Consider the following 23,483-nt stretch of genomic DNA (forward strand, 5'->3'; position numbering starts at 1 on the left):
TTTATTCCCAGATCTTAACTGAGTCTGAAGTGACCCACCTGTTTATGCAGGCTCAGGGCTAATTTATCTAGCGCCTCCACAGACTGATTGTTTTGTGTCAGCGCCTGTTGTGACTGTTCAATCATATCGCTCAACCCCTGCATTTTCTCCAACAGACTTTTGACCTCTTCAACTTGTTCATTGGAGACCGACACCACATCAGCCACGCGCGTCTGAGAATCTCTCGCCTGTTGCTCAATGGTAGACAATAGCTCTCTGGATTTGTCGCCAAGCGTCTTACTGTGTTCAATTTGTGGCAAGGTCTTTTCCATCGCCGACACAGAGCTGCTAGTTTGAGCAAGAACATCAGACAACACCGTCTCAATTTCTCCAGTTGCTTCACCGGTGCGCTTAGCCAGGGTACGTACTTCATCTGCGACAACCGCAAAACCGCGACCTGACTCTCCCGCTCTCGCCGCTTCGATGGCCGCATTTAATGCCAGCAGGTTGGTTTGTTCTGATATACCGCTGATCACATTGGTGATGTTGGAAATGGACTCCGTTCGCTGATGTAATTTGCGAATTTGTTCCACTGCATCACTGACGGCCACTAAGATCTTTTCAATTTCTGCAGCGGTTTCGTTTATGGTTTCACGACCACTCTCTGCAGAGCTGAGCGTAGAAGCGGAGTTAGCGGCAGTTTGTTCGAGTAAATCAGAGACGCTATATATTTGTTCTCTGACCCGCTCGAGACTATCGGCTACCTGCTGACTCCCCTGCCCCTGTTCTCCTGACAAGCTAAGCAACTGTCTGGAATTGTCGGCTACCTGACGGGTTTGCTGGTGGACATCTGATGCCGATGAGGTAATTCCTGAGACCGTTTCGCGCAGTATGCTCTGCATGTGTGCCAGATACCCCAGCACACTCTTGCTGTAGCTCGTGTCGATATTTCGACTCAAATCACCTTCAGCAACAGCCGAAAGACTGTGGTTGACTGTCTCTGGCTCACCGCCCAATGAGCGATACAGGCCACTGCTCAATATAATCGCCACAATAAGCCCCACGACAACCGCCATCGCCAACAGCCCAAGCATCAGTAAAGAGAAACCACTGGCCTCTGTGCGGACTTCTTGCGTCATGCGCTGATTTTGCTGTTCCTGGTAATCTATAAACTCATTAATCACCGCCAGCCACTCAATAAATAGCTCTTTACCGGTATCCAGCAGAAGATTCCTGGCCTGCTCTGTCTGCTCTGCTTTGCGCAGGCTGATGAGTTCTTCAATCACTGGCAGCGTGCGTTTTTCAATGGATTTGATGGATTCAAGGATATCTTTCTCTGTACGGGTACTTCCCTCACGCATCAACCCGTCGAGGGGGCCGGCAGAGTCTGTGTAAAACTTCTCTAACCGCCGAATCTCCGATTCTGACTCACTTATCTCACCATTATTGCGCGCCATGACAATGTCTCGCACCGCAATGGCCCGGTCATGCACACTGCCTCTGAAGTTGATCGCGTGACGCTGTTTCACTGCGTTAACCTCGGTCATTTCAGTCAATGTGGTATCAATGTAATCAACATTGTTGATACCCACAGCGGTCACGATAACCATTATCGTCAATACCAGACCAAACCCCATGAAGAGTCGGGTACGTACCGTGAGCGAAGAAAACCAGTCAGTCATAATCTCTACTTATCACACAATCAAATAAGATTGATATAGTAGAGCAATAAATATACTTACACCTAATCGATAAAATAGATTTTTAGTATCTGATAATCCGCACCCCGTAGCTGAGACGAAATGCGCCTGATCACCATCTTGTCTCTTGGGTTATGATTTACGGTTTTTCGCCTCTATCCACTGCGCCATATACTGCGTGCTCTTCATACTATGATGACGCAACATGGCACCATAGAAGTTATCCAGACGATGCTGCTCCAGGTTAGCTGACAGCTGCTCTATTCGTTGGGTCAAATGCGCACTGTGCTCTTTTTCACTGAATCGTTTGGCGACCATTTCACTGGCATTATGGCTCAGTGGTTGCCATATCTGTGGCTGCTGATACAGCTCCACCGCCTTACGCACAAACTCATCGGCGCTATCAGCTACCAGCAAACCAGAACGGCAATCGCCATAAAGTCCCTCCGCACCGATGCTGGTGGTCACCGACGGTGTCCCCGTCTGCGCCGCATCGATCAGCTTTCCCTTCAGGCCTGCCCCGAATCGAAGTGGCGCCAGCATCACGCGACTCTTCGCCACCACGCTAAGCGCATCTTCGGCCCAGCCTTTTACCACAAAACCCTTCGCGGGATGATGTAACTGCGTGGCCTTAGGCGGCGGATACGCTCCATAAACATGCAGTTCGGCCTCTGGCAATTGCCGGCGAATCTCAGGCCACAAAATGGATCGTAAATACTGAACCGCGTCCCAGTTAGGGCCATGACGAAAGTTGCCGATGCTAACAAAGTGCTGACGCTTCTCAAAAGAAAGCGTCTGAGACTGTGCCGCCCCATCGAGCATAAAAGGGCAATAATGAAGCTGGCTTTGCGGCACCCTGAACCATTGCTGCAACCAGGCCATCTCATACTCAGAGATAATCAGACTGAGATCGCAACGCAGAATGGCGGCAATCTCCCGAATGGCCACGTCAGAGTAGATATGGCGCTGATCGATGTCACATTGTTGCTTAAGCGCCTGATGACGGGCGTGACGCAAACAATGAAGATCCTCCGTATCCAGAATCCTCAGTGTCTCGGGACAGAATTTCTCCACCCGCCAGCCAAATTGCTCTTCCATCATAAAGCGATCAAACATCACGATATCTGGTTGCATCTGTGCGATCAGTTGATCAAAAGAACTACAGTTAAGCGCCAGAGACAATGCCTCTACACCCATGTCAGCCAAATCTATGGCATGGGGGCTGGTCTGTGCCGGTGAACCATATTTGACCCGAAAGCCCTGATGCTGAAAATGCCGGATGAGCTGTAACATACGGCTGCCTGCCGCCGAAGACGACGGTTCAGGCCAGACGTAACCAATAATCAATAGTGTTTTCATGGGCAGGATTATACTCATACCGGCGCATAAGTAACCCGATTACGGGCCTTTATAGGAGAATTTGTAATGGTACCGGGCAAGACTGCTAAAAGCAGAACATCAGGGTAAAACCACCTTATGGCGGCTGTTTGAGCAACTGCGGGATTATATTACCGGCCTTGTAGGGGACGTTGAAATGGTCCCCAAAAAAGCGGCGGTGTGCTTCAGACGAAAACGACAGGTTGCGTTGATACAACCGTCCACCAAAACGCGCCCGGATCTGGGCCTCAAACTGGACAATACGCCGGTGCATGAGCGCCTGGAGGGATCCGGCCCCTTTGCCAGCATGTGTACGCTCCGCATTCAAATCAGTGAATCGTCGCCCCCTGACCAAAGTGTGCTGGACTGGATCAAAAAGGCTTGTGAACAGGCTGGCTAGTCAGGGGCAATGGCTGTTGATTGAATATGAATAGGGTCTGACGTTGCCGCCGTCTGGTAAAGGGCATCTCGTTTTTGCCACCAGTGCTCGGCCAGATCTGCCCTGCCCTGATGCTCGAGAGCCTGTGCAATATTGATATACGCCGGTAACCATTGACGTTTATCTGCCAGTTGCTGCTGCCAAAGCTTCAGATACAACGGCGGGATATAGGCCTGATCGTGGTATTCCATAAAGGTCAGCCGGTCACTGGCCTTATACGCCTGCAGAGGGTGATTATTACAGGTACGGGATTTTGCCAGCCGCCAGTCCATTGCGGTCTCACGCCATTTATCCAGATGATCCGATAAGGCCTCTTCTGAATGCGTAAAAATCAGGTTAGGTGGCTGACGATGAGGATGACAAATCTGTTCTGCCAGTTCAGAGGACAAGGGGTATTCATCCACGAAGCCGGCAAAGTGGGCCAGTTCATGCACAAAAACTGAATAGCCGTCGGTCAAATCCAGATACATGATGCCATTATGAACATTTGCCTTGCCCAGTGGTGCCAGCACAAGAAGATGCGTAAGCCGGTCATCTAATGGTAATTCCGCCAGCCTGGCTTCATCACAGCCCAGTCGATGACGTCCCTGCCAATTGGCATCACAGTTGAGTCGATCATCCCCCAACCAGATGGGTTTAAGTAAACAAATGGGCAATTCACTTAAGCGGGGATCATCGTGATAGGTCTGCGCCAGAGACTGTAACTGACGCATATTTTCAAGTGACGTCACCACAGGCTGAATCTGCATTTCACATTGGCGTCCATTAGTCATCACGGATGCTGGCCCTGGGCCTACCGCCTGGGGCCCTGGCCAGTATTTTTTAATCAGCTCTACATAGTCTTGTGCTTCGCCTACCCCAAACTCACTGGCCCTGACAAAGGCCTCTCGGGCCAGTTGATAATCACCCTGTCGCCATAGCTGTCTGGCGTGTATCAGTGCGCTGGGGCCATGGCGCAGAGCGGCCTGTTCAAGCCAGGGCCTGGCCTGCTCTGGTTCGTCCTGATGCAGGTACCATTGATACAAGGCTACCATGGCGGGAAGATATTGCTGATAGGCGGCACGTTGTAAAAGCTCTACCCGCTTGAGAGTTGAGTCGCTCAGCAGCGCCAGTTCATATTGTGCTTTTGCATGTCCGCCCGCAGCGGCTTGATGTAACAATTCCGTATGACGCTCCTCATCCTCTTCATTGAGCGCCAGAAGATAATATGCCCGGGCATCACCGGCCTCAGCCACCAGCTCCAGCCAGTACTCATCCTGGTTTTCACGGGCATAACGGGATAAGGCGGAAAGGGCTTCATCGGAGCCTAACATCACCCCTAGGTACAAGGTATGAGGCGAAGAGGTATGTTGCAGCAGTATAGGTAAATAGCGCTGACCACTGGATACCAGCAGTATCACAGCCAGTGCGGTTAATAGGGGCAGTCGCAGGGTGTTAAACATCTTCTTGCCCATTTAACGACGGGGTCCGGCTAGCACATCCTCGCGGATCAGCTCCAATTCAAGCCGGGCGTAGCGATGCTCAACAAACTCAAAGACATTGGTGCTTAATGACAACTTAAAGTAGTTTGAGGCCACGGCCGTTTCACCCCGTGCAACATGGTATTTTCCGAGGTAAAAATAGGCCTCACACAAGCGGTTGGCCAGCTCTCGCTGATTTTCAACGCCCACCAGTAAACCAGACAGCAGTTTTCGCTCAGAGATATTGCCCAGATACAAATCCACCAGTTGCGTTGCCCAGTTTTCTTGCGGTAACTGCGCCCGACTGTCAGCCAGGTTTCTGCGGGCCTGTTCATAGTCCACTTCTGATTCGGCAATAAAAGTCCAAAGCACACGGTAAGGATCCTGCTCGTCTTTTTTATGGTACTGATGCAGATCGTCAATCGCCAGTTCCGGGCGGCCACCATAGTACAGCGCGATACCGCGGTTCAAGTAGGCATAATCATGGTCAGGATCGATTTCCAGGGTGGCATCAAACGACTCATACGCGCGGATAAATTCGCGGTTCTGTGTGTGTTGAATACCCAGATAGTTATAGGCTTCTGCCATATCTGGCTTAAGTTTAAGTGCCATGGAAAAATCGAACTGGGCAAGCCCTGATAAACCAACACTGTCGTACAGCGTGCCACGCTGATAAAGCAAATCGGCGCGCTGACTGTCATTCAGCTCCACCTGTCCCAGAATCTGATTGTAACGGGCCAGCGCCATCTGACTGCGCATATTGGCAGGCAGTGGCTCCACCAGAACCAGGTTGCCCATCTGCCCATTGCCATACTGATGTGAGTTTATCGACGTGCAGGCTGCTGTTAACAGCAACAAAGTCAGCATGAGAAGCGTTCTGTAACATTGCATCATCAATCGGTGCGCCTGTTCTTGTATGAAAAAAAGTCTGCGTTAATCATGCCGTCCATATCGTGGCAACGTTCTGTTACCTCATCCCGGGGTGTCAGACTCGGTCATAGTGCCCCGCCCTGCGTACAGCTGCGCGGTGCCCGATATCTGTCAACGGCGTGACTGGCGCGAAAACCTATAGGTCAACACAGTGAATAGTGTCACTATATCGGCTGCAAAGGTAAAGAAAATTAGTGTATCAAAGTTTAGGGCATAGGCGCACCGTCGGATAAACAAAGGTGCGCTGGTTTGACTAAAAAACGATAGGGTTGCCTGGCAAACAGGCCCACAGGTAACAATCTAAGGCCGCTTTGAACGTCTGGTTAGTGCAAAAAAAAATGGCACCCGGTTGGGTGCCATTCTCTTAATCAGGGTTTAGCGGCTTTAACCGCGTTGACCTTATTCGTCCGTTGAGGCTTCCTGCTGCGCAGGCTTTTCAATCAACTCTTTCATGCTCAGGCGAATACGGTTCTGACGATCAATTTCCATGACCTTCACGTCAACCATCTGACCTTCACTCAGATAATCAGACACCTTAGCGACACGCTCATGGGCGATCTGAGAGATATGTACCAGACCTTCTTTACCCGGTAACACCTCAACAAAGGCACCAAAATCCACCACACGCACGACTTTACCGTGGTAAGTCTTACCGACTTCAACATCGGCCGTAATGGCTTCGATAAGCTCAATGGCTTTCATGGCCTTGGCACGCTCTGCAGCAAAGATCTTGATCGTACCGTCATCTTCAATTTCGATGTTGGTCTCTGATTTCTCAGTAATTGAGCGGATATTGGCGCCGCCCTTACCGATAACATCACGGATCTTGTCTTGCTCAACCTTGATGGTGTAGATACGAGGTGCAAACTCTGACATCTCTTCACGGGGTTTGTTGATGGCCTGATCCATCACACCCAGAATATGCAGACGGGCTTCTTTCGCCTGTTTCAGGGCTACCTGCATGATTTCCTGCGTGATCCCTTCGATCTTAATGTCCATCTGCAGCGCAGTGATACCTTCCTCAGTACCCGCCACTTTAAAGTCCATGTCACCCAGGTGATCTTCATCACCCAGAATGTCAGACAAGACAACGAACTTGTCATCGGCTTTAACCAGTCCCATGGCGATACCCGCTACCGACGCTTTAATCGGTACACCGGCATCCATCAGGGCCAGTGAGGTACCACAGACTGACGCCATGGAGGATGAACCATTGGATTCGGTAATTTCAGAGACCACACGGATAACGTAAGGGAATTCTTCAGCGTTTGGCATCACCGCCTGAATACCGCGCTTGGCCAGACGGCCATGACCAATCTCACGACGCTTTGGCGAACCAATCATGCCGGTTTCGCCAACACAGTATGGAGGGAAGTTATAATGCAGCATGAAACGGCTGTTGGTCATGCCGCCCAGCTCATCAATCATCTGCGCATCACGCTCTGTACCCAGGGTTGCCGCTACCAGCGCCTGCGTTTCACCACGTGTGAACAATGCAGAACCGTGAGTCCGTGGCAGAATACCTGTACCCACGTTCAGTGCACGGATCATCTGCGGATCGCGACCGTCTATGCGCGGCTCACCGGCGAGAATGCGTGAACGTACTACGTCACTTTCCAGCTCATGCAGCAGTTCTTTGACTTCACTGCTGTCCTGCTCCGCATCCTGCTCTTCAATCTGAGCAACCACATTCTCGGTCAGCGCAGTGATAGCGTCCTTACGGGCCATTTTGTCAGAGATCTGATACGCCTCTGTCATCTGTTCTTCGGCCAGCTCTTTGATTTTCGCCTTCAACGCCGTATTTTCAGCAGGAGGCTGCCAATCCCACTTAGGTGTATTCACTTCGGCAGCAAACTCATTCACCGCTTTGATCACTGTCTGTGATTGTTCATGGCCATACATTACAGCGCCCAACATGGTCTCTTCAGACAACACATTGGCTTCAGATTCTACCATCAGTACCGCACTCTCGGTGCCAGCAACAACCAAGTCAAGCTTGCTTTCCGGCTGCTCAGAGACCAGCGTATTCAGCATATACTGGCCTTCTTTGTAGCCTACACGCGCAGCGCCAATAGGACCGCTGAACGGAATACCAGAAATGGCCAGTGCCGCAGAAGTACCGATCATAGAGATAATGTCAGTGGGGATATCAGGGTTTGCAGAAACCACGGTGATAACCACCTGAACTTCATTCATAAAGCCATCTGGGAACAGAGGACGAATAGGACGGTCGATCAGGCGAGCAGTGAGTGTTTCATACTCAGAGGGGCGACCTTCACGCTTGAAAAAACCACCAGGGATTTTACCCGCTGCATAGGTTTTTTCCTGATAATTAACAGTCAGTGGGAAAAAGTTCTGATCAGGCTTGGCTTCTTTTTTACCAACCACAGTAACCAGTACAGAGGTATCATCCATACTCGCCATCACAGCGGCAGTGGCCTGACGGGCAATAACGCCGGTTTCGAGTGTTACAGTATGCTGACCATATTGAAAAGTCTTAGTAATAGGTGTCACTTTTTATATCCTTTCCGGGAGTCTTCTGTTCAACAGCAGGACCGCATGGCGACAAGCCCAAAGGTTATGACTTGTTGTCGTACCGCCTCATGTCTTTTGCAGAGACTCTTACATTAATAGTTTCTTTCGCTTTTTAATTGCGGCGCATAGTATAGCGGCTAGAGCGGGCTAAAAACAGAGAAAATTCTGTGACATAGGGCTGGCCGGATTCAGTTGGCAGAGGTCAGTATGCAGAAAGCTGCCGTAGGCCCAAGAGCAGGTACCACACAACCCCTTGCCAGTAGATTTTCGAATTCATTACTGAGGCACAGCGAGCACGCAGCAGTAAAGGGGGTTACTGCTGACATCTTTGTGAACAATTAAGCCTTTCCCCGGGGGCCCTGGATGCCCGACAACCACATTCGGGCATGACCTGTTTCATAAACCGGCTACCATGTGGTGAAAAGCGTTTTGTTCTGAAAACTGAACGCGGCAAACTATTCTACTTGTTCACCATATTTGGCAATCAGTCCCTGGCGCCGGGCTTTGGGTAAGCCTTTTACCACCAGGGTGTAGGAATGATCGATCATCCTTTGCAGTTCACCGGGCGGAATCGAGCCATCCAGCAAGATTGTGTTCCAGTGCTTCTTATTCATGTGGTAACCGGGGATCACGGCACTGAAAATTTCTCTGAGCATCAGCGCCTCGGTGGGATCACACTTCAGGTTCATGCGTCCCTCTTCCTTCCCCTGGGCGTTTAGCTCCGTTGCCAGGGTGGCGAACATTTTTGTGGCCACCTTAAACACCGCCACGTCGAGGCCAAATGGAAAGTCTTCTGTGGCTTCTGGTTTTTGCAACAGATAGTCCCTTGCCTGCTGATAATCCATTTGTTACTCCGTCTTGATATCAAAGCCCAGATGCAGAAATGCCCGCTGCGTAGCAATACGACCACGGGGTGTACGCTGCAAAAAACCCTGTTGAATCAAATAGGGCTCAATCACATCCTCAATGGTTTCTTTTTCTTCACCGATGGCGGCCGCCAGATTATCCAGCCCCACAGGCCCCCCACTGAACTTATCGATAATGGCATTGAGCAGCTTGCGATCCATATAGTCAAAGCCCTGCGTGTCCACATCCAGCATATCCAGAGCCTTTGCCGCCACCTCTGCGCTGATATGCCCCTGCGCTTTTATCTCGGCATAGTCCCGCACCCGGCGCAATAAACGGTTCGCAATACGCGGCGTTCCCCGTGAACGGCGCGCCACTTCCAGTGCGCCATCGGCCTCAAGACTGAGGTTCAGATAATCAGCCGAGCGGGTCACAATTTGGGTCAGATCGGCAATATTGTAAAACTCCAGCCGCTGCACAATGCCAAACCGGTCGCGCAGCGGGGAGGTTAATGAGCCGGCCCGGGTCGTCGCCCCAACCAGAGTGAAGGGGGGTAATTCGAGTTTAATGGAGCGCGCGGCAGGCCCTTCGCCAATCATAATATCCAATTGGTAGTCTTCCATGGCGGGATAGAGTATTTCTTCGACCACCGGACTCAAACGGTGGATCTCGTCAATAAACAGCACATCATGGGCTTCGAGATTAGTCAGCAGAGCGGCCAGATCTCCCGCCTTTTCCAGCACCGGACCGGAGGTAGTTTTAATACTCACCCCCATCTCATTGGCGACAATATTAGCCAGTGTGGTTTTGCCCAATCCCGGGGGCCCGAAAATCAGTAAATGATCCAGCGCATCCTTACGGTTGCGGGCCGCCTGAATAAAGATCTCCATCTGCTCACAAACATGATCCTGACCGGTATAATCGGCCAGCATCCGCGGCCTGATGGCGCGATCGATAACCTCATCTTCATTGCTGGCTGCAGGCTCTACCAGGCGATCGGCTTCTATCATTTTATGACGTTCCTATTTAATGCTTATCCAGGATACCGGAGGCTGTACACATGCCGCCCCGGAATCGGTCTGATTCGCGACACAAGTGCGCCACCTGACCACCCCACCCATTTGCAGCTCAATTTACAACATGGAGCGCAGTACATCACGAATCACATCTTCACTGCTCATTCCCTGACGATACAGGTTATGCACGGTCTTACTGATCTGTGCCGGTTTATATCCCAGCGCTACCAGAGCACTGATGGCTTCGTCCTTCGGATCATCCGCCACCACAAAGGTATTTTCAATGGGGTGGGACTGCGCTGCAAGGGGATTCTCGCTGGTATCACACAACAGATGGCTGAGCCGGTCTTTTAATTCCACTAACAGGCGCTCAGCCGTTTTTTTGCCCACACCCGGCAGTTTCACCAACGCGTTCACATCCTGATGCTGCACGCAGTGCACAAACTGCGTAGCCGACATCCCGGACAAAATGGTCAGAGCCAACTTCGGCCCCACCCCATTGGCTTTGATCAACTCACGAAACAGGGCCCGTTCCGACTGGTTGGCAAAGCCAAATAACAACTGCGCATCTTCACGGACCACAAAGTGGGTATACACAATCACCTCTTCGCCAACGTCCGCCAGCTGATAAAAACTGGTCATGGGCAACTGAATCTCATATCCCACACCCGCCGCCTCAATCAGCACCTGGGGAGGATGTTTCTCAACCAGTATCCCACGAATTCTGCCTATCATAGTGTTTCCTTTGCGTTATTATTCTGAAGACTGCTGCGGTACAGCCATGATGTCATCGCCACATTTGACAGCCTGTCCTGACTCTGTGGCCGATTACTCAACGGCATCATACACACAAAGCATCTTAAACCCGCTCAGCGTTGCACAGGTACAGGGCCTGTGACCCAATCACTATTCTCTTAAACGTCCACGCACGGTTTTGCTGGCCTGACCGGAGAGCTTGATAAGACTCTGTCGGGTATGACCATGACACAATGCCACGGCCAGCGCATCGGCAGCGTCGGCCTGGGGTTTTGCGGGCAGTTTAAGAAGGTATTTAACCATGTGCTGCACCTGTTCCTTGGCAGCGCCACCTTTACCCACAACGGCTTGCTTGATTTGCCGGGCGGAATACTCCGCCAGTACCAGACCGTTATTGGTGCCCGCCACAATCGCCGCTCCCCGGGCCTGACCGAGTTTGAGCGCCGAATCCGGGTTGCGCGCCATAAAGACCTGCTCAACCGCCATTTCCTGTGGCTGAAACTGGGCAATGATCTCACTGACACCATTATAAATTTGCTGCAGCCGCTCGGGCAGCGGCCCATCGCTGAGACGAATACAACCACTGCCCAGGTACTCGAATTTCTGCCCTTGTTGGCGAATCAGGCCATAACCGGTAATTCGTGAGCCCGGGTCGATACCAAGAATAACGCTCAAGAATGTGACCTATTCATCGATGTTTTCCAATATGGCGTCACTGATCTGTGCATTGGTATACACCTCCTGAACATCATCCAGATCTTCCAGTACATCCACCAGTTTGATTAACGCCGGGGCGGTTTCTTCATCCAGTTCAGCGCGGGTAGACGGTACCAGCGTCACCTGAGCATGAGCGGCCTGCAAACCCGCCTCATCCAGGGCGTCTTTAACGCGGCCGAAAAGCTCAGGGCTGGTGTACACATCAAACGTATTGTCATCATTGCTCTGAATATCCTGAGCACCTGCTTCCAGGGCCACCAGCATCAGCTCTTCTTCGTCTGTCTCTTGTGGGTAGCTGATAACACCCAGTTTAGTAAACAGGTATGCCACAGAACCATTGGTCCCCAGATTACCACCATGTCGGGAAAACGCATGGCGAATCTCACTGACGGTGCGATTAATGTTATCCGTCATCGCCTCAACCATCACCGCCGTGCCCCCTGCCCCGTAACCTTCATAGACCACGGTCTCCATATTATCGCCTTCGGCATTGCCAGCGCCCCTGGCCACGGCATTATCTACCGTGTCTTTTTTCATGTTATTGGATAAGGCCTTGTCGATGGCTGCCCGTAGCCTGGGGTTGGCATCGGGATCGTCTCCCCCTTCCCGGGCGGCTGTCACCAGCTCACGAATCAGTTTGGTAAAAATCTTACCGCGTTTGGCATCCTGGGCCGCCTTGCGATGTTTGATATTGGCCCATTTACTGTGTCCTGCCATCCGTCTCCTCCTCTGGCACCTTGAGATTGACGAAAATTGATACCACCGGGTGAGCTTACCAGTTTCTGCTAAGCTGCAAAATGGCCTCGCGATTGCTCTGAGACCAGACTTTCTGCGCCGCTTCTTCTGCATCCAGCCATAGCAGGTTACTGTGCTCAGTCAGCGTCAGGGGCTGACCACTGTTAACCTGAAGGCTGAACACGTGCTCTTTGTTATGTGTCACACCGGGAGCATAGCGATACCGCCACTGAGGGCGAATAGGATAGTGATTAATCTGTTGTTGATCGTTAAGGCTGTAGCCCTGGGCCAGAATATCAATACCGGTTTCTTCCCTGACTTCTCTTAGCGCAGTCTGACTGGGGCTTTCGTTTTCTTCCATGGTACCGGTTACTGACTGCCAGAAACTGGCATCATCAAGGCGCTGCAACACCAGAACGCGCTGGTGATCATCATAAATCACCACCAGCACAGATTCCGGTCTTTTGATGCTCAAGCTCAGTCCTGTGCCTTTTCCACTTTTTTCACTTCAATGGCCAATTCCTGTAACGCCTGCGGATTCGCCGGGGATGGCGCATCGGTCAGTGGGCAGGCAGCCGTTGTGGTCTTGGGGAAAGCCATCACATCACGGATGGAGGTCGCGCCAGTCATCAGCATGACCAGACGGTCCAGCCCAAACGCCAGCCCTGCGTGAGGAGGGGCCCCGAATTTCAGTGCTTCGAGCAGGAAGCCAAATTTTAATTCGGCTTCTTCATCGGTGATCCCGAGGATACGGAACACCTCTGCCTGCATGGCCTGATCATGAATACGTACCGAGCCACCGCCCAGTTCCACCCCGTTTAACACCATGTCATAAGCATTAGACAAGGCATTGACCGGATCCGCGGCCAGCTGCTCTGGCGTCATATCCCGTGGTGCGGTGAAGGGATGGTGCAGCGCATAAAGCGCACCATCCACCTCTTCAAACATGGGAAAGTCCACTACCCACAAGGGCTTCCAGTCACCTTCGAGCAAATTGAGATCTTCACCGAGTTTAAGACGCAGCGCGCCGAGTGCTTCGGTCACCACCGTGGCACTGTCGGCGCCGAACAATAAAAGATCACCGGTTTGGGCACCCGTGCGCTCGAGCAGACCTTGTGCCACCTCTTCTCCCAGGAATTTGAGAATGGGTGATTGCAGTCCTTCCATATTGGCACTGAGATCATTCACTTTTAACCAGGCCAGGCCTTTTGCGCCATAGATGCCGACAAACTTGGCATAATCGTCCAGTTGTTTACGTGACAAGCTGGCCCCACCCGGGACACGAATCACCGCTACACGGCCCTTCGCGTCATTCGCCGGGCCTGAAAAGACTTTGAACTCCACGTCTTTGAGCAGATCGGCCACATCGGTCAGTTCCAGTGGGTTTCGCAAATCGGGCTTGTCAGAGCCATAACGACGCATGGCTTCGGCATAGGTCATACGGGGAAAATCGCCCAACTCGACATCCAGCATCTGCTTGAAAAGACTGCGAATCATGCCCTCGGTAATGGCCATGACACCGTCGGCATCGAGAAATGAGGTTTCCAGATCAATCTGGGTGAATTCAGGCTGACGATCGGCGCGTAAGTCTTCATCGCGGAAACACTTCACAATCTGGTAGTACTTGTCCATGCCAGACATCATCAGCAGTTGCTTAAAGAGCTGTGGCGATTGCGGCAGGGCAAAAAACTCGCCTTTGTGAGTGCGGCTGGGAACCAGATAGTCACGCGCCCCTTCCGGAGTTGCTTTGGTCAGAATCGGTGTTTCAATATCTAAGAATCCCTCATCCTCAAGATAGCGGCGCACGGCACCGGTAACCTTGGCACGGAACATCAGTCGCTGCGTCATCAACGGCCGGCGCAAATCCAGGTAGCGATATTTAAGCCGCTGCTCTTCAGAGTTCTCCTGATTGGAGTCCAGTGGCAGCGGCGCCGCTTTGCTGAGGATGGTCAGTTCCTTGCCCAGGATCTCAATTTCCCCCGTGGACATGTCTTTGTTTACCTGACCTTCAGGGCGCGCCCGAACCAGCCCTTTAATTTGCACACAAAACTCATTACGAACTTTATTGGCCTGCTCGAAAACTTCGGCCAGATCAGGGTCATAGACAACCTGAACAATCCCCTGGCGATCCCGCATATCCAGAAAAATTACGCCACCGAGATCCCGACGTCGGTTTACCCAGCCACTCAGGGTGACCTCCTGGCCAATATAAGACGCATTAATGTTGCCGCAATAATCTGTGCGCATGAAACTACCTATTTGTTGTTCGAGATGGCGGCCCCAGAGCTGGCCGCAAATATGCTGAAATTTGAAGGCGCATAGTATACCCAAACTGACCGATTATGCGAGTTCCAACTCCGGGCTAATTTACCCTATTCACAGGGTCGGGTATGCCTTTGGAAACAAAGGCCATCACCTCTGCCCACCAATCGGCTTCGGGCTGATACGGCCAGTGATTGTGACTGGCGTCACTGAACTGCCACAGGGCCTTAGGTTCTGTTAATGACTCAAACAAATTCAGGCTGTGCTCATTCGGAATGATGCGGTCCTGTCCTGCCACCAGCACTGCCACAGGGTGATGAAAATCTTTCAGGTTAGCCATGCTGTCGTAGGCATCGTTTAGCAACAAGGACACCGGCAGATACCAATAATGATGCTTTGCCAGTGCCGTTAACGAGTCCCAGGGCGCCATTAACACCACACCACGGACGCGATTATCCGCTGGCAGTTGTGCAACAATTGACGCCACCACGGCCGCCCCCAGTGACTCGCCCCACAAAAACACCGGACCACTGAATTGTGCCTCCACTTGTTTGATCACAACCAATCCATCTTGCGTGAACGCTGATTGTCCGACGCGCCCCTGACGGCCTCCATAGCCCGGATACTCCACCAGCAATACGCGGTAACCCAAGCGATAAAGCGCATCACTGTAGTGACTGCGATGCCAGGCCGCACCGGCATTGCCATGAAAGACCAGGACGGTGCCTTTCACATCATCAGGTGTCGGACTGAGATACCCCACAAAGGCCGATGCTGGCCAGGGCGTAAGCGCTGTGCGCTCAAGTACAACATCCGGTGCCTCAGACGGTTCTGGCAGATAAAGCAGGCGATGCTGTCCCAAATACACGGCCAGCACTATCACTGCATAAGCACCAAAGAGCATCATCAACCCGTATTTCATTATTTAACGTTCCCCTTTGCCAAGACACACATGCAACGGCAAGGAGGCAACTATTTTGCCACATTGCCTCATCATCACAGCATAGCGGACTGCACAGCCGTGAACACCACATCGAGGGATGAATCTTATTCACTTTGCGCACCATCAATGTCACTATACGAGTCTGGATTTCACCCACCTGGCCACAACAGGGAACCCATGGCACAGACACCAAAATGGATGCTGCTGGCACTACTTTTCCTGACGACTAGTGGGCTCGCTCAGAAACAGATTCAGATCCCCGGCCCCCGTTCAGCCTACGACATTTCCCACGATTATCATGTTTCGCTGCTAAAGCTGGCGTTAGAGGCTGGGGCAAAGGGACGCCCTGTTCCACCTATTCGGGCCAGTCTGGATATGGTAGAAGGGCGCGCTCTGCGGGAGCTGGCTAAAGGAAAATGGCTGGATCTGTATTGGTTGGGAACCGATGTCAGCAAAGAACAACAATTACATGCGATAAAAATCCCCACAACCCGCGGATTAATTGGCTTTCGTAAATTTCTTATTCACCGGGACAGTACCGAGCGTCTTGAACAAGTAGAATCTTTAGCACAGCTTCGGTCACTGGTGGCATGCCAGGGCAATGACTGGGCAGATACACAGATTCTCCGACAGGCCGGCTTAAAGGTCACCACAACACCCAGTTATGAGAGCCTGTTCGACATGCTGCAAGCCAGGCGCTGCGATTATTTTCCTCGCGGCTATCATGATCACAAAAAAGAATTACAACTCAGGGCTCAGCACTATCCTGAACTGATCAGTTATGATGGCATTTTATTGCACTACCCCTTTGCGGTGTATTTTTTCACCAACAATGACAACCACGAGCTGGCACACTGGATAGAAACCGGACTGGAAAAACTCATTGACTCCGGCCGCTTTCTGTCATTTATGCAACAGCATCCTCTGACGGCCCATATTTTCCCACTGAACGAGCAACCCAGCACCCACTATTTTCGCATTGATAATCCTCTGCTGCCCCAACAAACGAATTACAACAATCCCCGTTACTGGTTCAGGCCGCAGGACTTTGGTTTGCATGAGACGGATAAAAACAATTGATGGAAACTAAATGATGCGCCGATGCCTCTGTGCTGCCTGACCATGCGGTTCATCAAAGATGTCAGCCAGAGAAAGAGTTTGCTAAGCTGCAATTAATATCTACCCATCAAGTACTTAGAAGATGAAATTAACCGATATTTATCAGCTTATTGACGCTGAACATGAGGGCCGGGCCTGCAAAGATCTGGACGACAAAGCCTGTCGTCAGGTACCGGGTAATTTCCTCATTATCACCTCGTGTCTGGTACTGACAAAACTGGGAGATCTGCTGGCATCGCCAAAAATTGTTCTCACCTGGTTGCTCGGCAGTATCGGTGCACCGCCGGCTATCATTTCATTGCTGGTGCCCATTCGCGAGTCTGGTTCATTGATTCCGCAACTGGCTATCGGCGCCTGGGTACGCCGACACCCCAAACGCAAAGCCTTTTGGTTGATTGGCAGTATCGTGCAAGGCGCCGCGGTGATGTGTATGGCTGTGGCAATCTGGATGCTACCGCCGACACAGGCCGGCATCAGCGTGCTGTTGCTGCTGGTGCTGTTTAGCCTTGCCAGAGGTATGTGCTCGGTGACCATCAAGGATATTCAGGGCAAAACGATTCCTAAAACCCGCAGGGGCAGGCTATCCGGCATTGCCAGTACACTGTCCGGGGGCATTACCGTAGTAATCAGTCTGGCGTTTTTTTCTGGCAACGAAGACCCCACTGTGACCTTCTACAATCTGCTTCTGGTACTCGCCGGTGTATTATGGGTCTTTGCCACTATTCTGTTTTTACTGGTTGAAGAACAGCCCGGCGAAACTTCCGGGGGTAAAAATGCCATCAAAGAGGGCTGGAATAATCTGTCTTTGATTAAAACCGATGCAGCCTTCCGCCATTTTGTCATTTCCCGGGCCCTGTTGATGGGCTCCGCCCTTGCCGCCCCTTTTATTCTGCTACTAGCCCAACAGAAAGGCAGTAGCCCCGGGATTTTCGCGTCGTTTTTGCTTGCCTCCAGTCTCGGTGCCAGCTTGTCTGCCACCCTATGGGGCGTTATGGCTGACAGTTCCAGTCGGCAGGTGATGCTGCGTGGTGGTCTGATTGCAGCACTATGCTGCCTGGCGTTGTTTGCCATTGAGGTCTGGCAGCCCGATCAGAATGTCTATCTGTATGCTGTCTTTTATTTTGTGCTCAGTGTTGCCCATGCCGGGGTCAGAATTGGCAGACAGACTTACCTGGTGGACATGGCAGGTGGCGTCAAGCGCACTGACTATGTTTCGGTCAGCAATAGCCTGATAGGGGTTTTGTTGCTGATATTTGGTGCGATAACGTCACTTATCGCCAGCTTTTCTCTGCCAGCGGTGGTATTGGTGCTGGGTTTATCCGGGTTGTTAGGCGCTTATAGCACCTGGCAAATGCATGAAGTCGAGGGTTAAGCGCCGCCCTCTCTGGCTTGCTGTGCTTTGAGTTTGGCCTGAATAAAATGACTGTGCGGCAAATATAACAGGTCGGCAATACGCCGGATAATATGCTCTTCGTGGGGATCCAGATGATCATCGGCGTAGGCCAGTTGCCATAGATTTTCCAGAATCAGGTTTTTCTCCCTGGCATCACAACGTTCATTAACCAGACGGGTGAAGCTGACCAGGTCCGCAGCGTGTCTGGCCTCGTCTCCGGAGTCTTCAAGCAGGGTTTGTGCCTCAGCCTCTGATAACTGGAACTGACGCATCAGCATCGACTGCATCAAGGATTTTTCTTGTTCATCCAGACTATGGTCGGCGCGGATGACTTCGCAATACAGCACGGCGGTGGCCAGATCTAACTGCAGCGACTGCTCATTCTGTGCAGGCTGTTCGAGGTTCTCTTTTAGCCAGGTTTTAAGCTTTGTGATCATGGATGTTTTTCAGAATGTCTTCTATTTTGGCCAACTGCATAAACTGAGGGCGGGCGAGGAAGTACCCTTGCATATAACGGATGCCCTGTGCTTTGAGGTATTCAAATTCCTCCCGGGTTTCCACTCCCTCTGCCAGCACCGTAATACCAAGTAACTGAGCGGTCAGCACTATCCCCTTGAGGATCGCCTGCTTGGCCGTTTCTTTATGAATATTGCGGATAAGCAGCATGTCGAGTTTAAGAATATCAGGCTGAAACTGAGCCAGTAAGTTCAATCCGGCAAATCCTTCCCCAAAATCATCAATAGCTGTAAGAAAACCTTTGGTCTGATAGGTGCGGAATATCTCAACAATCTTCTCGCTGTCTACCCGTTCATGCTCCGTGACTTCAAATATGATTTTTTCCCGGGGAAACGCATATTTCTTTGCCGCCCTCAGAGTAAATTGCAGGCAGGCCTCCGGCTCATACACGGCGTTAGGTAAAAAGTTTATGCTCAGTCGCTCTTTGCAGCCCAATTCACTGGCAATCCGAATTGCCGTAGTACGACAGGTTTGATCAAAGCTGTAACGGTTTTCATCTGTGACTCTGGAAAGGATTTGCCATGCCCCCTCTTCGTTCGGACCGCGGACCAAGGCTTCGTGTGCGAAAATAGACTCATTTTCAACATCTACAATGGGTTGGTAAGCCATGGCGATGGCGAAATCCAACGGCACATCACAATCACAACTGTCACATGGTCGCATAGACAATTCCTGTTTTTCCTTTATCCACAAGAATAAAGAATATCAGACAACTTGGGCTAATTGCGAATACAGTCTTTGCACTGATTTTATCGCGCTGGGTATGGAGCCGCCAAGACTCCAGTCACCCACTGCAGCCAGCTTAAGTTCCGGCTTAAATATTACCCCGGGGCGAAGCCCGTCGGTCGACAGGCGAGCAAAACGCCAAAGGTGCTGGTAATGATGATCGGGCGCAGGTACCTGCTGTTGCAGCGCCGCTGACATCTCACTGCAGGCCATATCGAGCCACGGCAGTGACGATTCGTTACCATGCTGATCTGCCGGAGTATGACGAAAATGCGCCACCCAAATCTCGCCATCGTCGCGCTGACGTCCTGGCTTAGCACTATCGCAAATGAGCATTTGCAGGGGGGAATGGTGCAACGTAATCAGGGGCGAGCTTGTAGCCAAAGGCTGAGCAAATTTCATCGCCAGGGCCCGACAGGATAACCAGTGAGCCTCTGGTTCAGGCAAAATATCCGTCACATGTTGTGTCAGCAATGGATGGGTTTGTGGCCATGGCGCAGTACTGACCACCCAATCGAACAAGCCGTATTTACATCGGCGTTCATCCCATAGCAACCATCCTTTACTGCTGGGCTGAAGATGCGTAATTCTGGCTGATGTGACAAGAGTTAAGTCGTGTAACCAGTAGCGACAGGCGCCACTCATTCCCGGCATTAGCACATAAAAGGTCTCGTCATCGGCATAGACGCTTACCCCTGGGGGGTGTTCTGAAGGTGGCTGATAGGTGGTTGCACGGACATCCCAGCGACAGGCCACCGACGTATCACCGAGAGTGTCTAGTACCGCTTTCACTTCGCTGTCAGAGGTGTGTATCAGCGGTGCGCCCATATCAAACTGTCCCCATTCGGTGCGCTTTGTACTGCAACGCCCTCCCCGCCCTCTGGATTTCTCCAGCACAGTCACGTCGTGACCATCTTGTGTCAGTTTGAAAGCGAGTAGCGCACCGCTGATCCCCGCGCCCACGATAGCGATTTTTGCCATGTACAGACCTTTAGATTGAACGCACTGATTCCCACTGTACCAAACGCACCAACAGTGGTTTAACACAGTACACAGGTGCAGTTCGGATTGATAATGTCAGCGCTACATGCAGTAGCAACCAACAAAGCTTTTTCTACCCGCGAGAGCCTGGGATACTGTGCGTCATGCTGAAAGAACAGGTGTCTCTACTACGCCAATTCGGTAAAGAAGATCATCCCTGTCAGTGAATATTTTGAGTAAGGCACGCAGGTCCGCCCCCTGGCGTGTAACAGCGAAACGTTCAGAGCTATGGCTGGGCCCATCACCGGGAACCCCGGTCAGGTCAGTTCATGGTCCGCGTCTGCAGGAAACCAAACCGGTTTCGCCAGGTTTAACTCCACCCCAATCCATTTATCCAGAGCATAATGACTCTGCACCGGCGCCGCGCAAAATAGCTGCTCCTGATTTTCAAGCTCAAGCAGATAAAGCAAATCTGCCCCTCTGAACACCCGATCGCAGACCCTTGCCCGGTAAGGGCTGTCGGGGTTAAACCGCACCTGGTGTGGACGGATCATCAGCTCAATCTTCTCTCCCTCTCTGGCTTTGAGCGCATCACCACCACTCACGCTACCCAAAGCACACTGAATAGATTCAGGACCCGTGACGCTGGCTGAGAGGAAACTGCATTTACCAATGAAATCCGCCACCAGCTTGTTGTCAGGGAAATGGTACAACTGATCCGGCGTGCCCCATTGGAGCATGCGCCCTGATGACATTACGCCGAGCTTATCGGCCATGGCAAAGGCTTCTATCCGGTCGTGGGTTACCATCAGCGCAGTAATCCGCTCATGTTTGAGAATCGCCCTGACCTGACCGGCGAGGCTTTCTCTGAGTTCAGAGTCAAGACTGGAAAACGGTTCATCCAGTAGCAGAATATCGGGCCTCGGTGCCATTGCACGTGCCAACGCCACTCTTTGTTGTTGTCCACCCGACAAGGCATGACTATAACGTTGGGCGTACTCGGTCAGCTCCACCAGCTCCAGCAACTCTGCGATGCGGGACTGACGTTCAGAAGACGACCATTTGCTCAGCCCGAAACCAATATTTTCAGCCACCGTCAGGTGAGGAAATAAGGCGAAGTCCTGGAACACCATTCCGACCCGGCGGTTTTCAGGCGCCAGATGCCTGCCAGCACCACTTACCTGGCGTTCATGCAAGGATATTGCTCCCTGCTGCACCGGCTCAAACCCGGCAATAGCGCGCAATACCGAGGTTTTTCCACAACCAGAAGGCCCCAAAAGACAGCCGATTTCTCCGGCTTCCAGATTCAGATTAAAGTTCTTTACCACTTGCTGACGCTGATAGGCGATGCTGATCTGTTGCAGTGCTAACATCAGTGAGACTCCCGGTTGATGGCGCGGGCGAGAAGAATAACAGGCACAATGCCCGCCACAAGAATTGAAAGCGCCGGCAATGCGGCATCGCTGAGGCGTTCATCAGAGGCCAGCTCATAGGTTCGTACTGCCAGCGTATCGAAATTAAAAGGGCGCAATATCAAGGTGGCGGGCAGCTCTTTGAGCACATCCACAAACACCAACAATAAGGCGCTGAGCAAGCTGGCTTTCATCATCGGCAGATGAATACGCTGTAACGATTTTAGCGGACCCACGCCCAGGCTTCGCCCGGCCTGATCCATACTCGGTTTGATTCGCTCAAGCCCCGCTTCCACCTGGTGTAGCGAAACCGCCAGAAAACGCACGGCGTAAGCCAGTAATAACGCAAACACGGTACCCGAGAACAACAGCCCGGTACTGACGCCAAACAGGCTTTGCATCAGGCTATCCAGACTCTTGTCAGCCCATGCCAGTGGCAGCATCACCCCAACGGCAATGACTGTACCGGGAACCGCATATCCCATAGATGCCATGGTAACCGGCAATCGGACCAGCGGATCGGCATACAAACGCCGTCCATAGGCGAATACTAATGCCAGCACTAACACCAACAACGCGGCAACCAGCGCAAGACTGAAACTGTTCCACATCAGGGTCAAAAAGTGCCCGTCAAACTGCGCTGTGCCCGTCATCCACACCCAGTTCACCAACATCCATAACGGGATCAGAAAACCAAAGGTCAGGGTTAACAAACAGAACGTCAGCAGGCTCGCTGCAATCACAGGAGAAGGCTTTAGACGCTTCTGAGACTGATGCTTGTGCCCCTGATAGTAGTATTTGATTTTCGTGCGTGAAGCCTTTTCAAGCAGCAACAATAATAAGACAAAAGTGGTTAACAATGCCGATAGCTGCGCGGCAGCCTGCGCATTACCCATCCCGAACCAGGTTCTGAAAATACCCGTGGTGAAGGTGCTGACACCAAAATATTCCACCGTACCAAAATCGGCGAAGGCTTCCATCATGGCCAGCGCTACCCCGGTGAGAATTGCCGGGCGGGCCAAAGGAATGGCCACATTAAGGAAATACGCGGTCGGTCCCATTCCCGCAGCCCGGCTCACTTCCAGCAGACTCTGCGCCTGATCGCGAAAGGCATTGCGCGCGAGCATAAAGACATAGGGATATAGCACCAGGGTCAGCATCATAATCGCTCCCCCTAAGGAGCGCACTTCCGGAAACCAGTAATCACCATATGACCAGCCAAATTGCTCACGCAACGTCTGTTGTACAGGCCCGGCAAAATCCAATAATCCGGTATAGCAATAGGCAATGATGTAAGCGGGTATCGCCATCGGCAGCAAGAGTAGCCATTCGAACGCACTGCGTCCGGGAAAGTCGTAGTGATGGCAAACCCAGGCCAGTGAGGTGCCTAATATCAGTGTCCCTAATCCAACACCTGCAGCCAATAGCAGGCTGTTATTGACATAATCCCACAGTACCGTCTCAGCCAGATGTGTCCACACTGACCACTGGGGCTGCAATACACTGAGCATGACAACAATAACAGGCAGGGCCAGCAATAAAGCTGGCCCCACAGATAGCATGCGCCACAGTATAGAAGGGCTGCGGCTACTCCCGGATGCTGAGTGCAAAGGTTTTCCTATTAATTGCTGGTGTCAGGGG

At 51.8% G+C, this 23,483-nt stretch carries 21 protein-coding genes; 3 read left to right on the plus strand and 18 right to left on the minus strand.

What is annotated here, in order from left to right; all coding sequences use genetic code 11:
• Window positions 1-14 precede the first annotated feature (14 nt).
• Both CCY32_RS03420 and CCY32_RS03425 read right to left on the minus strand, forming a co-directional pair.
• Window positions 15-1,661, minus strand: coding sequence for a methyl-accepting chemotaxis protein (locus CCY32_RS03420; RefSeq protein WP_088329139.1), 1,647 nt, complete (start codon window positions 1,659-1,661; stop codon window positions 15-17).
• A 150-nt stretch (window positions 1,662-1,811) separates the two neighbouring features.
• A complete protein-coding gene (locus CCY32_RS03425) occupies window positions 1,812-3,038 on the minus strand; it encodes a glycosyltransferase (RefSeq protein WP_168171418.1) in 1,227 nt (408 codons plus the stop codon).
• Between the two features lie 82 nt (window positions 3,039-3,120).
• On the opposite strand from CCY32_RS03425, the gene CCY32_RS03430 reads away from it, so the two are divergent.
• Window positions 3,121-3,456, plus strand: a complete 336-nt coding sequence (locus tag CCY32_RS03430) for a DUF5655 domain-containing protein (RefSeq protein ID WP_281492502.1) — start codon at window positions 3,121-3,123, stop codon at window positions 3,454-3,456.
• Here CCY32_RS03430 and CCY32_RS03435 read toward each other — a convergent pair.
• From CCY32_RS03435 to CCY32_RS03485, 11 genes are all read right to left on the minus strand, one after another.
• Window positions 3,453-4,937, minus strand: coding sequence for a sel1 repeat family protein (locus tag CCY32_RS03435; protein WP_141096165.1), 1,485 nt, complete (start codon window positions 4,935-4,937; stop codon window positions 3,453-3,455). The genes CCY32_RS03430 and CCY32_RS03435 overlap by 4 nt on opposite strands.
• A gap of 12 nt (window positions 4,938-4,949) precedes the next feature.
• Window positions 4,950-5,849, minus strand: a complete 900-nt coding sequence (gene nlpI / locus CCY32_RS03440) for a lipoprotein NlpI (RefSeq protein ID WP_088329143.1) — start codon at window positions 5,847-5,849, stop codon at window positions 4,950-4,952.
• 435 nt (window positions 5,850-6,284) lie between these two features.
• Window positions 6,285-8,399 (minus strand): polyribonucleotide nucleotidyltransferase, encoded by a 2,115-nt coding sequence (gene pnp / locus CCY32_RS03445; protein ID WP_088329144.1) that lies wholly within the window; start codon window positions 8,397-8,399, stop codon window positions 6,285-6,287.
• A 476-nt stretch (window positions 8,400-8,875) separates the two neighbouring features.
• Window positions 8,876-9,265 carry an MmcQ/YjbR family DNA-binding protein gene (locus CCY32_RS03450; RefSeq protein ID WP_088329145.1) on the minus strand — a complete coding sequence of 130 codons (390 nt, stop codon included), beginning with the start codon at window positions 9,263-9,265 and terminating at the stop codon, window positions 8,876-8,878.
• Window positions 9,266-9,268: 3 nt separating this feature from the next.
• The gene (gene ruvB, locus CCY32_RS03455; protein ID WP_088329146.1) at window positions 9,269-10,276 is read right to left on the minus strand and encodes a Holliday junction branch migration DNA helicase RuvB; all 1,008 of its coding nucleotides are present in this window, start codon (window positions 10,274-10,276) and stop codon (window positions 9,269-9,271) included.
• Window positions 10,277-10,399: 123 nt separating this feature from the next.
• Window positions 10,400-11,017, minus strand: a complete 618-nt coding sequence (gene ruvA, locus CCY32_RS03460; protein WP_088329147.1) for a Holliday junction branch migration protein RuvA — start codon at window positions 11,015-11,017, stop codon at window positions 10,400-10,402.
• Between the two features lie 171 nt (window positions 11,018-11,188).
• A complete protein-coding gene (ruvC, locus tag CCY32_RS03465) occupies window positions 11,189-11,713 on the minus strand; it encodes a crossover junction endodeoxyribonuclease RuvC (RefSeq protein ID WP_088329148.1) in 525 nt (174 codons plus the stop codon).
• A gap of 9 nt (window positions 11,714-11,722) precedes the next feature.
• Window positions 11,723-12,472: a YebC/PmpR family DNA-binding transcriptional regulator gene (locus CCY32_RS03470; RefSeq protein ID WP_088329149.1), complete on the minus strand. Its 750-nt coding sequence runs from the start codon at window positions 12,470-12,472 to the stop codon at window positions 11,723-11,725.
• A gap of 55 nt (window positions 12,473-12,527) precedes the next feature.
• Window positions 12,528-12,965, minus strand: a complete 438-nt coding sequence (gene nudB / locus CCY32_RS03475) for a dihydroneopterin triphosphate diphosphatase (RefSeq protein WP_210401669.1) — start codon at window positions 12,963-12,965, stop codon at window positions 12,528-12,530.
• 2 nt (window positions 12,966-12,967) lie between these two features.
• On the minus strand, window positions 12,968-14,737 hold the full coding sequence (gene aspS / locus CCY32_RS03480) for an aspartate--tRNA ligase (protein WP_088329151.1): 1,770 nt from the start codon (window positions 14,735-14,737) through the stop codon (window positions 12,968-12,970).
• A 115-nt stretch (window positions 14,738-14,852) separates the two neighbouring features.
• Window positions 14,853-15,674: an alpha/beta fold hydrolase gene (locus tag CCY32_RS03485; RefSeq protein ID WP_088329152.1), complete on the minus strand. Its 822-nt coding sequence runs from the start codon at window positions 15,672-15,674 to the stop codon at window positions 14,853-14,855.
• Window positions 15,675-15,872: 198 nt separating this feature from the next.
• Between CCY32_RS03485 and CCY32_RS03490 the strand changes: the two genes are divergently transcribed.
• On the plus strand, window positions 15,873-16,775 hold the full coding sequence (locus CCY32_RS03490) for a hypothetical protein (RefSeq protein ID WP_088329153.1): 903 nt from the start codon (window positions 15,873-15,875) through the stop codon (window positions 16,773-16,775).
• Window positions 16,776-16,896: 121 nt separating this feature from the next.
• Window positions 16,897-18,186 carry an MFS transporter gene (locus CCY32_RS03495; RefSeq protein WP_088329154.1) on the plus strand — a complete coding sequence of 430 codons (1,290 nt, stop codon included), beginning with the start codon at window positions 16,897-16,899 and terminating at the stop codon, window positions 18,184-18,186.
• Here the strand turns inward: CCY32_RS03495 and CCY32_RS03500 are convergent.
• The 5 genes from CCY32_RS03500 to CCY32_RS03520 all read right to left on the minus strand — a co-directional run bounded on the left by CCY32_RS03500 (window position 18,183) and on the right by CCY32_RS03520 (window position 23,404).
• Entirely contained in the window at window positions 18,183-18,644 is a 462-nt protein-coding gene (locus tag CCY32_RS03500) for a TerB family tellurite resistance protein (protein WP_088329155.1), read from the minus strand. The two genes, CCY32_RS03495 and CCY32_RS03500, sit on opposite strands and share 4 nt — an antisense overlap.
• Entirely contained in the window at window positions 18,628-19,386 is a 759-nt protein-coding gene (locus tag CCY32_RS03505; protein WP_088329156.1) for an EAL domain-containing protein, read from the minus strand. Before CCY32_RS03505 ends, CCY32_RS03500 begins: the two co-directional genes overlap by 17 nt.
• Before the next feature lie 42 nt (window positions 19,387-19,428).
• Window positions 19,429-20,430 carry an FAD-dependent oxidoreductase gene (locus CCY32_RS03510; protein WP_088329157.1) on the minus strand — a complete coding sequence of 334 codons (1,002 nt, stop codon included), beginning with the start codon at window positions 20,428-20,430 and terminating at the stop codon, window positions 19,429-19,431.
• Window positions 20,431-20,747: 317 nt separating this feature from the next.
• Window positions 20,748-21,803 carry an ABC transporter ATP-binding protein gene (locus CCY32_RS03515; protein WP_088329158.1) on the minus strand — a complete coding sequence of 352 codons (1,056 nt, stop codon included), beginning with the start codon at window positions 21,801-21,803 and terminating at the stop codon, window positions 20,748-20,750.
• Window positions 21,803-23,404, minus strand: coding sequence for an iron ABC transporter permease (locus tag CCY32_RS03520; RefSeq protein WP_088329159.1), 1,602 nt, complete (start codon window positions 23,402-23,404; stop codon window positions 21,803-21,805). Before CCY32_RS03520 ends, CCY32_RS03515 begins: the two co-directional genes overlap by 1 nt.
• Window positions 23,405-23,483 lie beyond the last annotated feature (79 nt).

The organism is Lacimicrobium sp. SS2-24 (genome assembly GCF_002201535.1).
GTDB lineage: Bacteria > Pseudomonadota > Gammaproteobacteria > Enterobacterales > Alteromonadaceae > Lacimicrobium.

Excerpts from the sequence above, each read along its gene's own strand:
- CCY32_RS03420 (WP_088329139.1), bottom strand. The coding sequence starts at position 1,661 with ATGACTGACTGGTTTTCTTCGCTCACGGTACGTACCCGACTCTTCATG.
- CCY32_RS03425 (WP_168171418.1), bottom strand. The coding sequence starts at position 3,038 with ATGAAAACACTATTGATTATTGGTTACGTCTGGCCTGAACCGTCGTCT.
- CCY32_RS03435 (WP_141096165.1), bottom strand. The coding sequence starts at position 4,937 with ATGTTTAACACCCTGCGACTGCCCCTATTAACCGCACTGGCTGTGATA.
- nlpI (WP_088329143.1), bottom strand. The coding sequence starts at position 5,849 with ATGATGCAATGTTACAGAACGCTTCTCATGCTGACTTTGTTGCTGTTA.
- CCY32_RS03450 (WP_088329145.1), bottom strand. The coding sequence starts at position 9,265 with ATGGATTATCAGCAGGCAAGGGACTATCTGTTGCAAAAACCAGAAGCC.
- ruvB (WP_088329146.1), bottom strand. The coding sequence starts at position 10,276 with ATGATAGAAGCCGATCGCCTGGTAGAGCCTGCAGCCAGCAATGAAGAT.
- ruvA (WP_088329147.1), bottom strand. The coding sequence starts at position 11,017 with ATGATAGGCAGAATTCGTGGGATACTGGTTGAGAAACATCCTCCCCAG.
- CCY32_RS03470 (WP_088329149.1), bottom strand. The coding sequence starts at position 12,472 with ATGGCAGGACACAGTAAATGGGCCAATATCAAACATCGCAAGGCGGCC.
- aspS (WP_088329151.1), bottom strand. The coding sequence starts at position 14,737 with ATGCGCACAGATTATTGCGGCAACATTAATGCGTCTTATATTGGCCAG.
- CCY32_RS03485 (WP_088329152.1), bottom strand. The coding sequence starts at position 15,674 with ATGAAATACGGGTTGATGATGCTCTTTGGTGCTTATGCAGTGATAGTG.
- CCY32_RS03490 (WP_088329153.1), top strand. The coding sequence starts at position 15,873 with ATGGCACAGACACCAAAATGGATGCTGCTGGCACTACTTTTCCTGACG.
- CCY32_RS03495 (WP_088329154.1), top strand. The coding sequence starts at position 16,897 with ATGAAATTAACCGATATTTATCAGCTTATTGACGCTGAACATGAGGGC.
- CCY32_RS03500 (WP_088329155.1), bottom strand. The coding sequence starts at position 18,644 with ATGATCACAAAGCTTAAAACCTGGCTAAAAGAGAACCTCGAACAGCCT.
- CCY32_RS03505 (WP_088329156.1), bottom strand. The coding sequence starts at position 19,386 with ATGCGACCATGTGACAGTTGTGATTGTGATGTGCCGTTGGATTTCGCC.
- CCY32_RS03510 (WP_088329157.1), bottom strand. The coding sequence starts at position 20,430 with ATGGCAAAAATCGCTATCGTGGGCGCGGGGATCAGCGGTGCGCTACTC.
- CCY32_RS03515 (WP_088329158.1), bottom strand. The coding sequence starts at position 21,803 with ATGTTAGCACTGCAACAGATCAGCATCGCCTATCAGCGTCAGCAAGTG.
- CCY32_RS03520 (WP_088329159.1), bottom strand. The coding sequence starts at position 23,404 with ATGCTATCTGTGGGGCCAGCTTTATTGCTGGCCCTGCCTGTTATTGTT.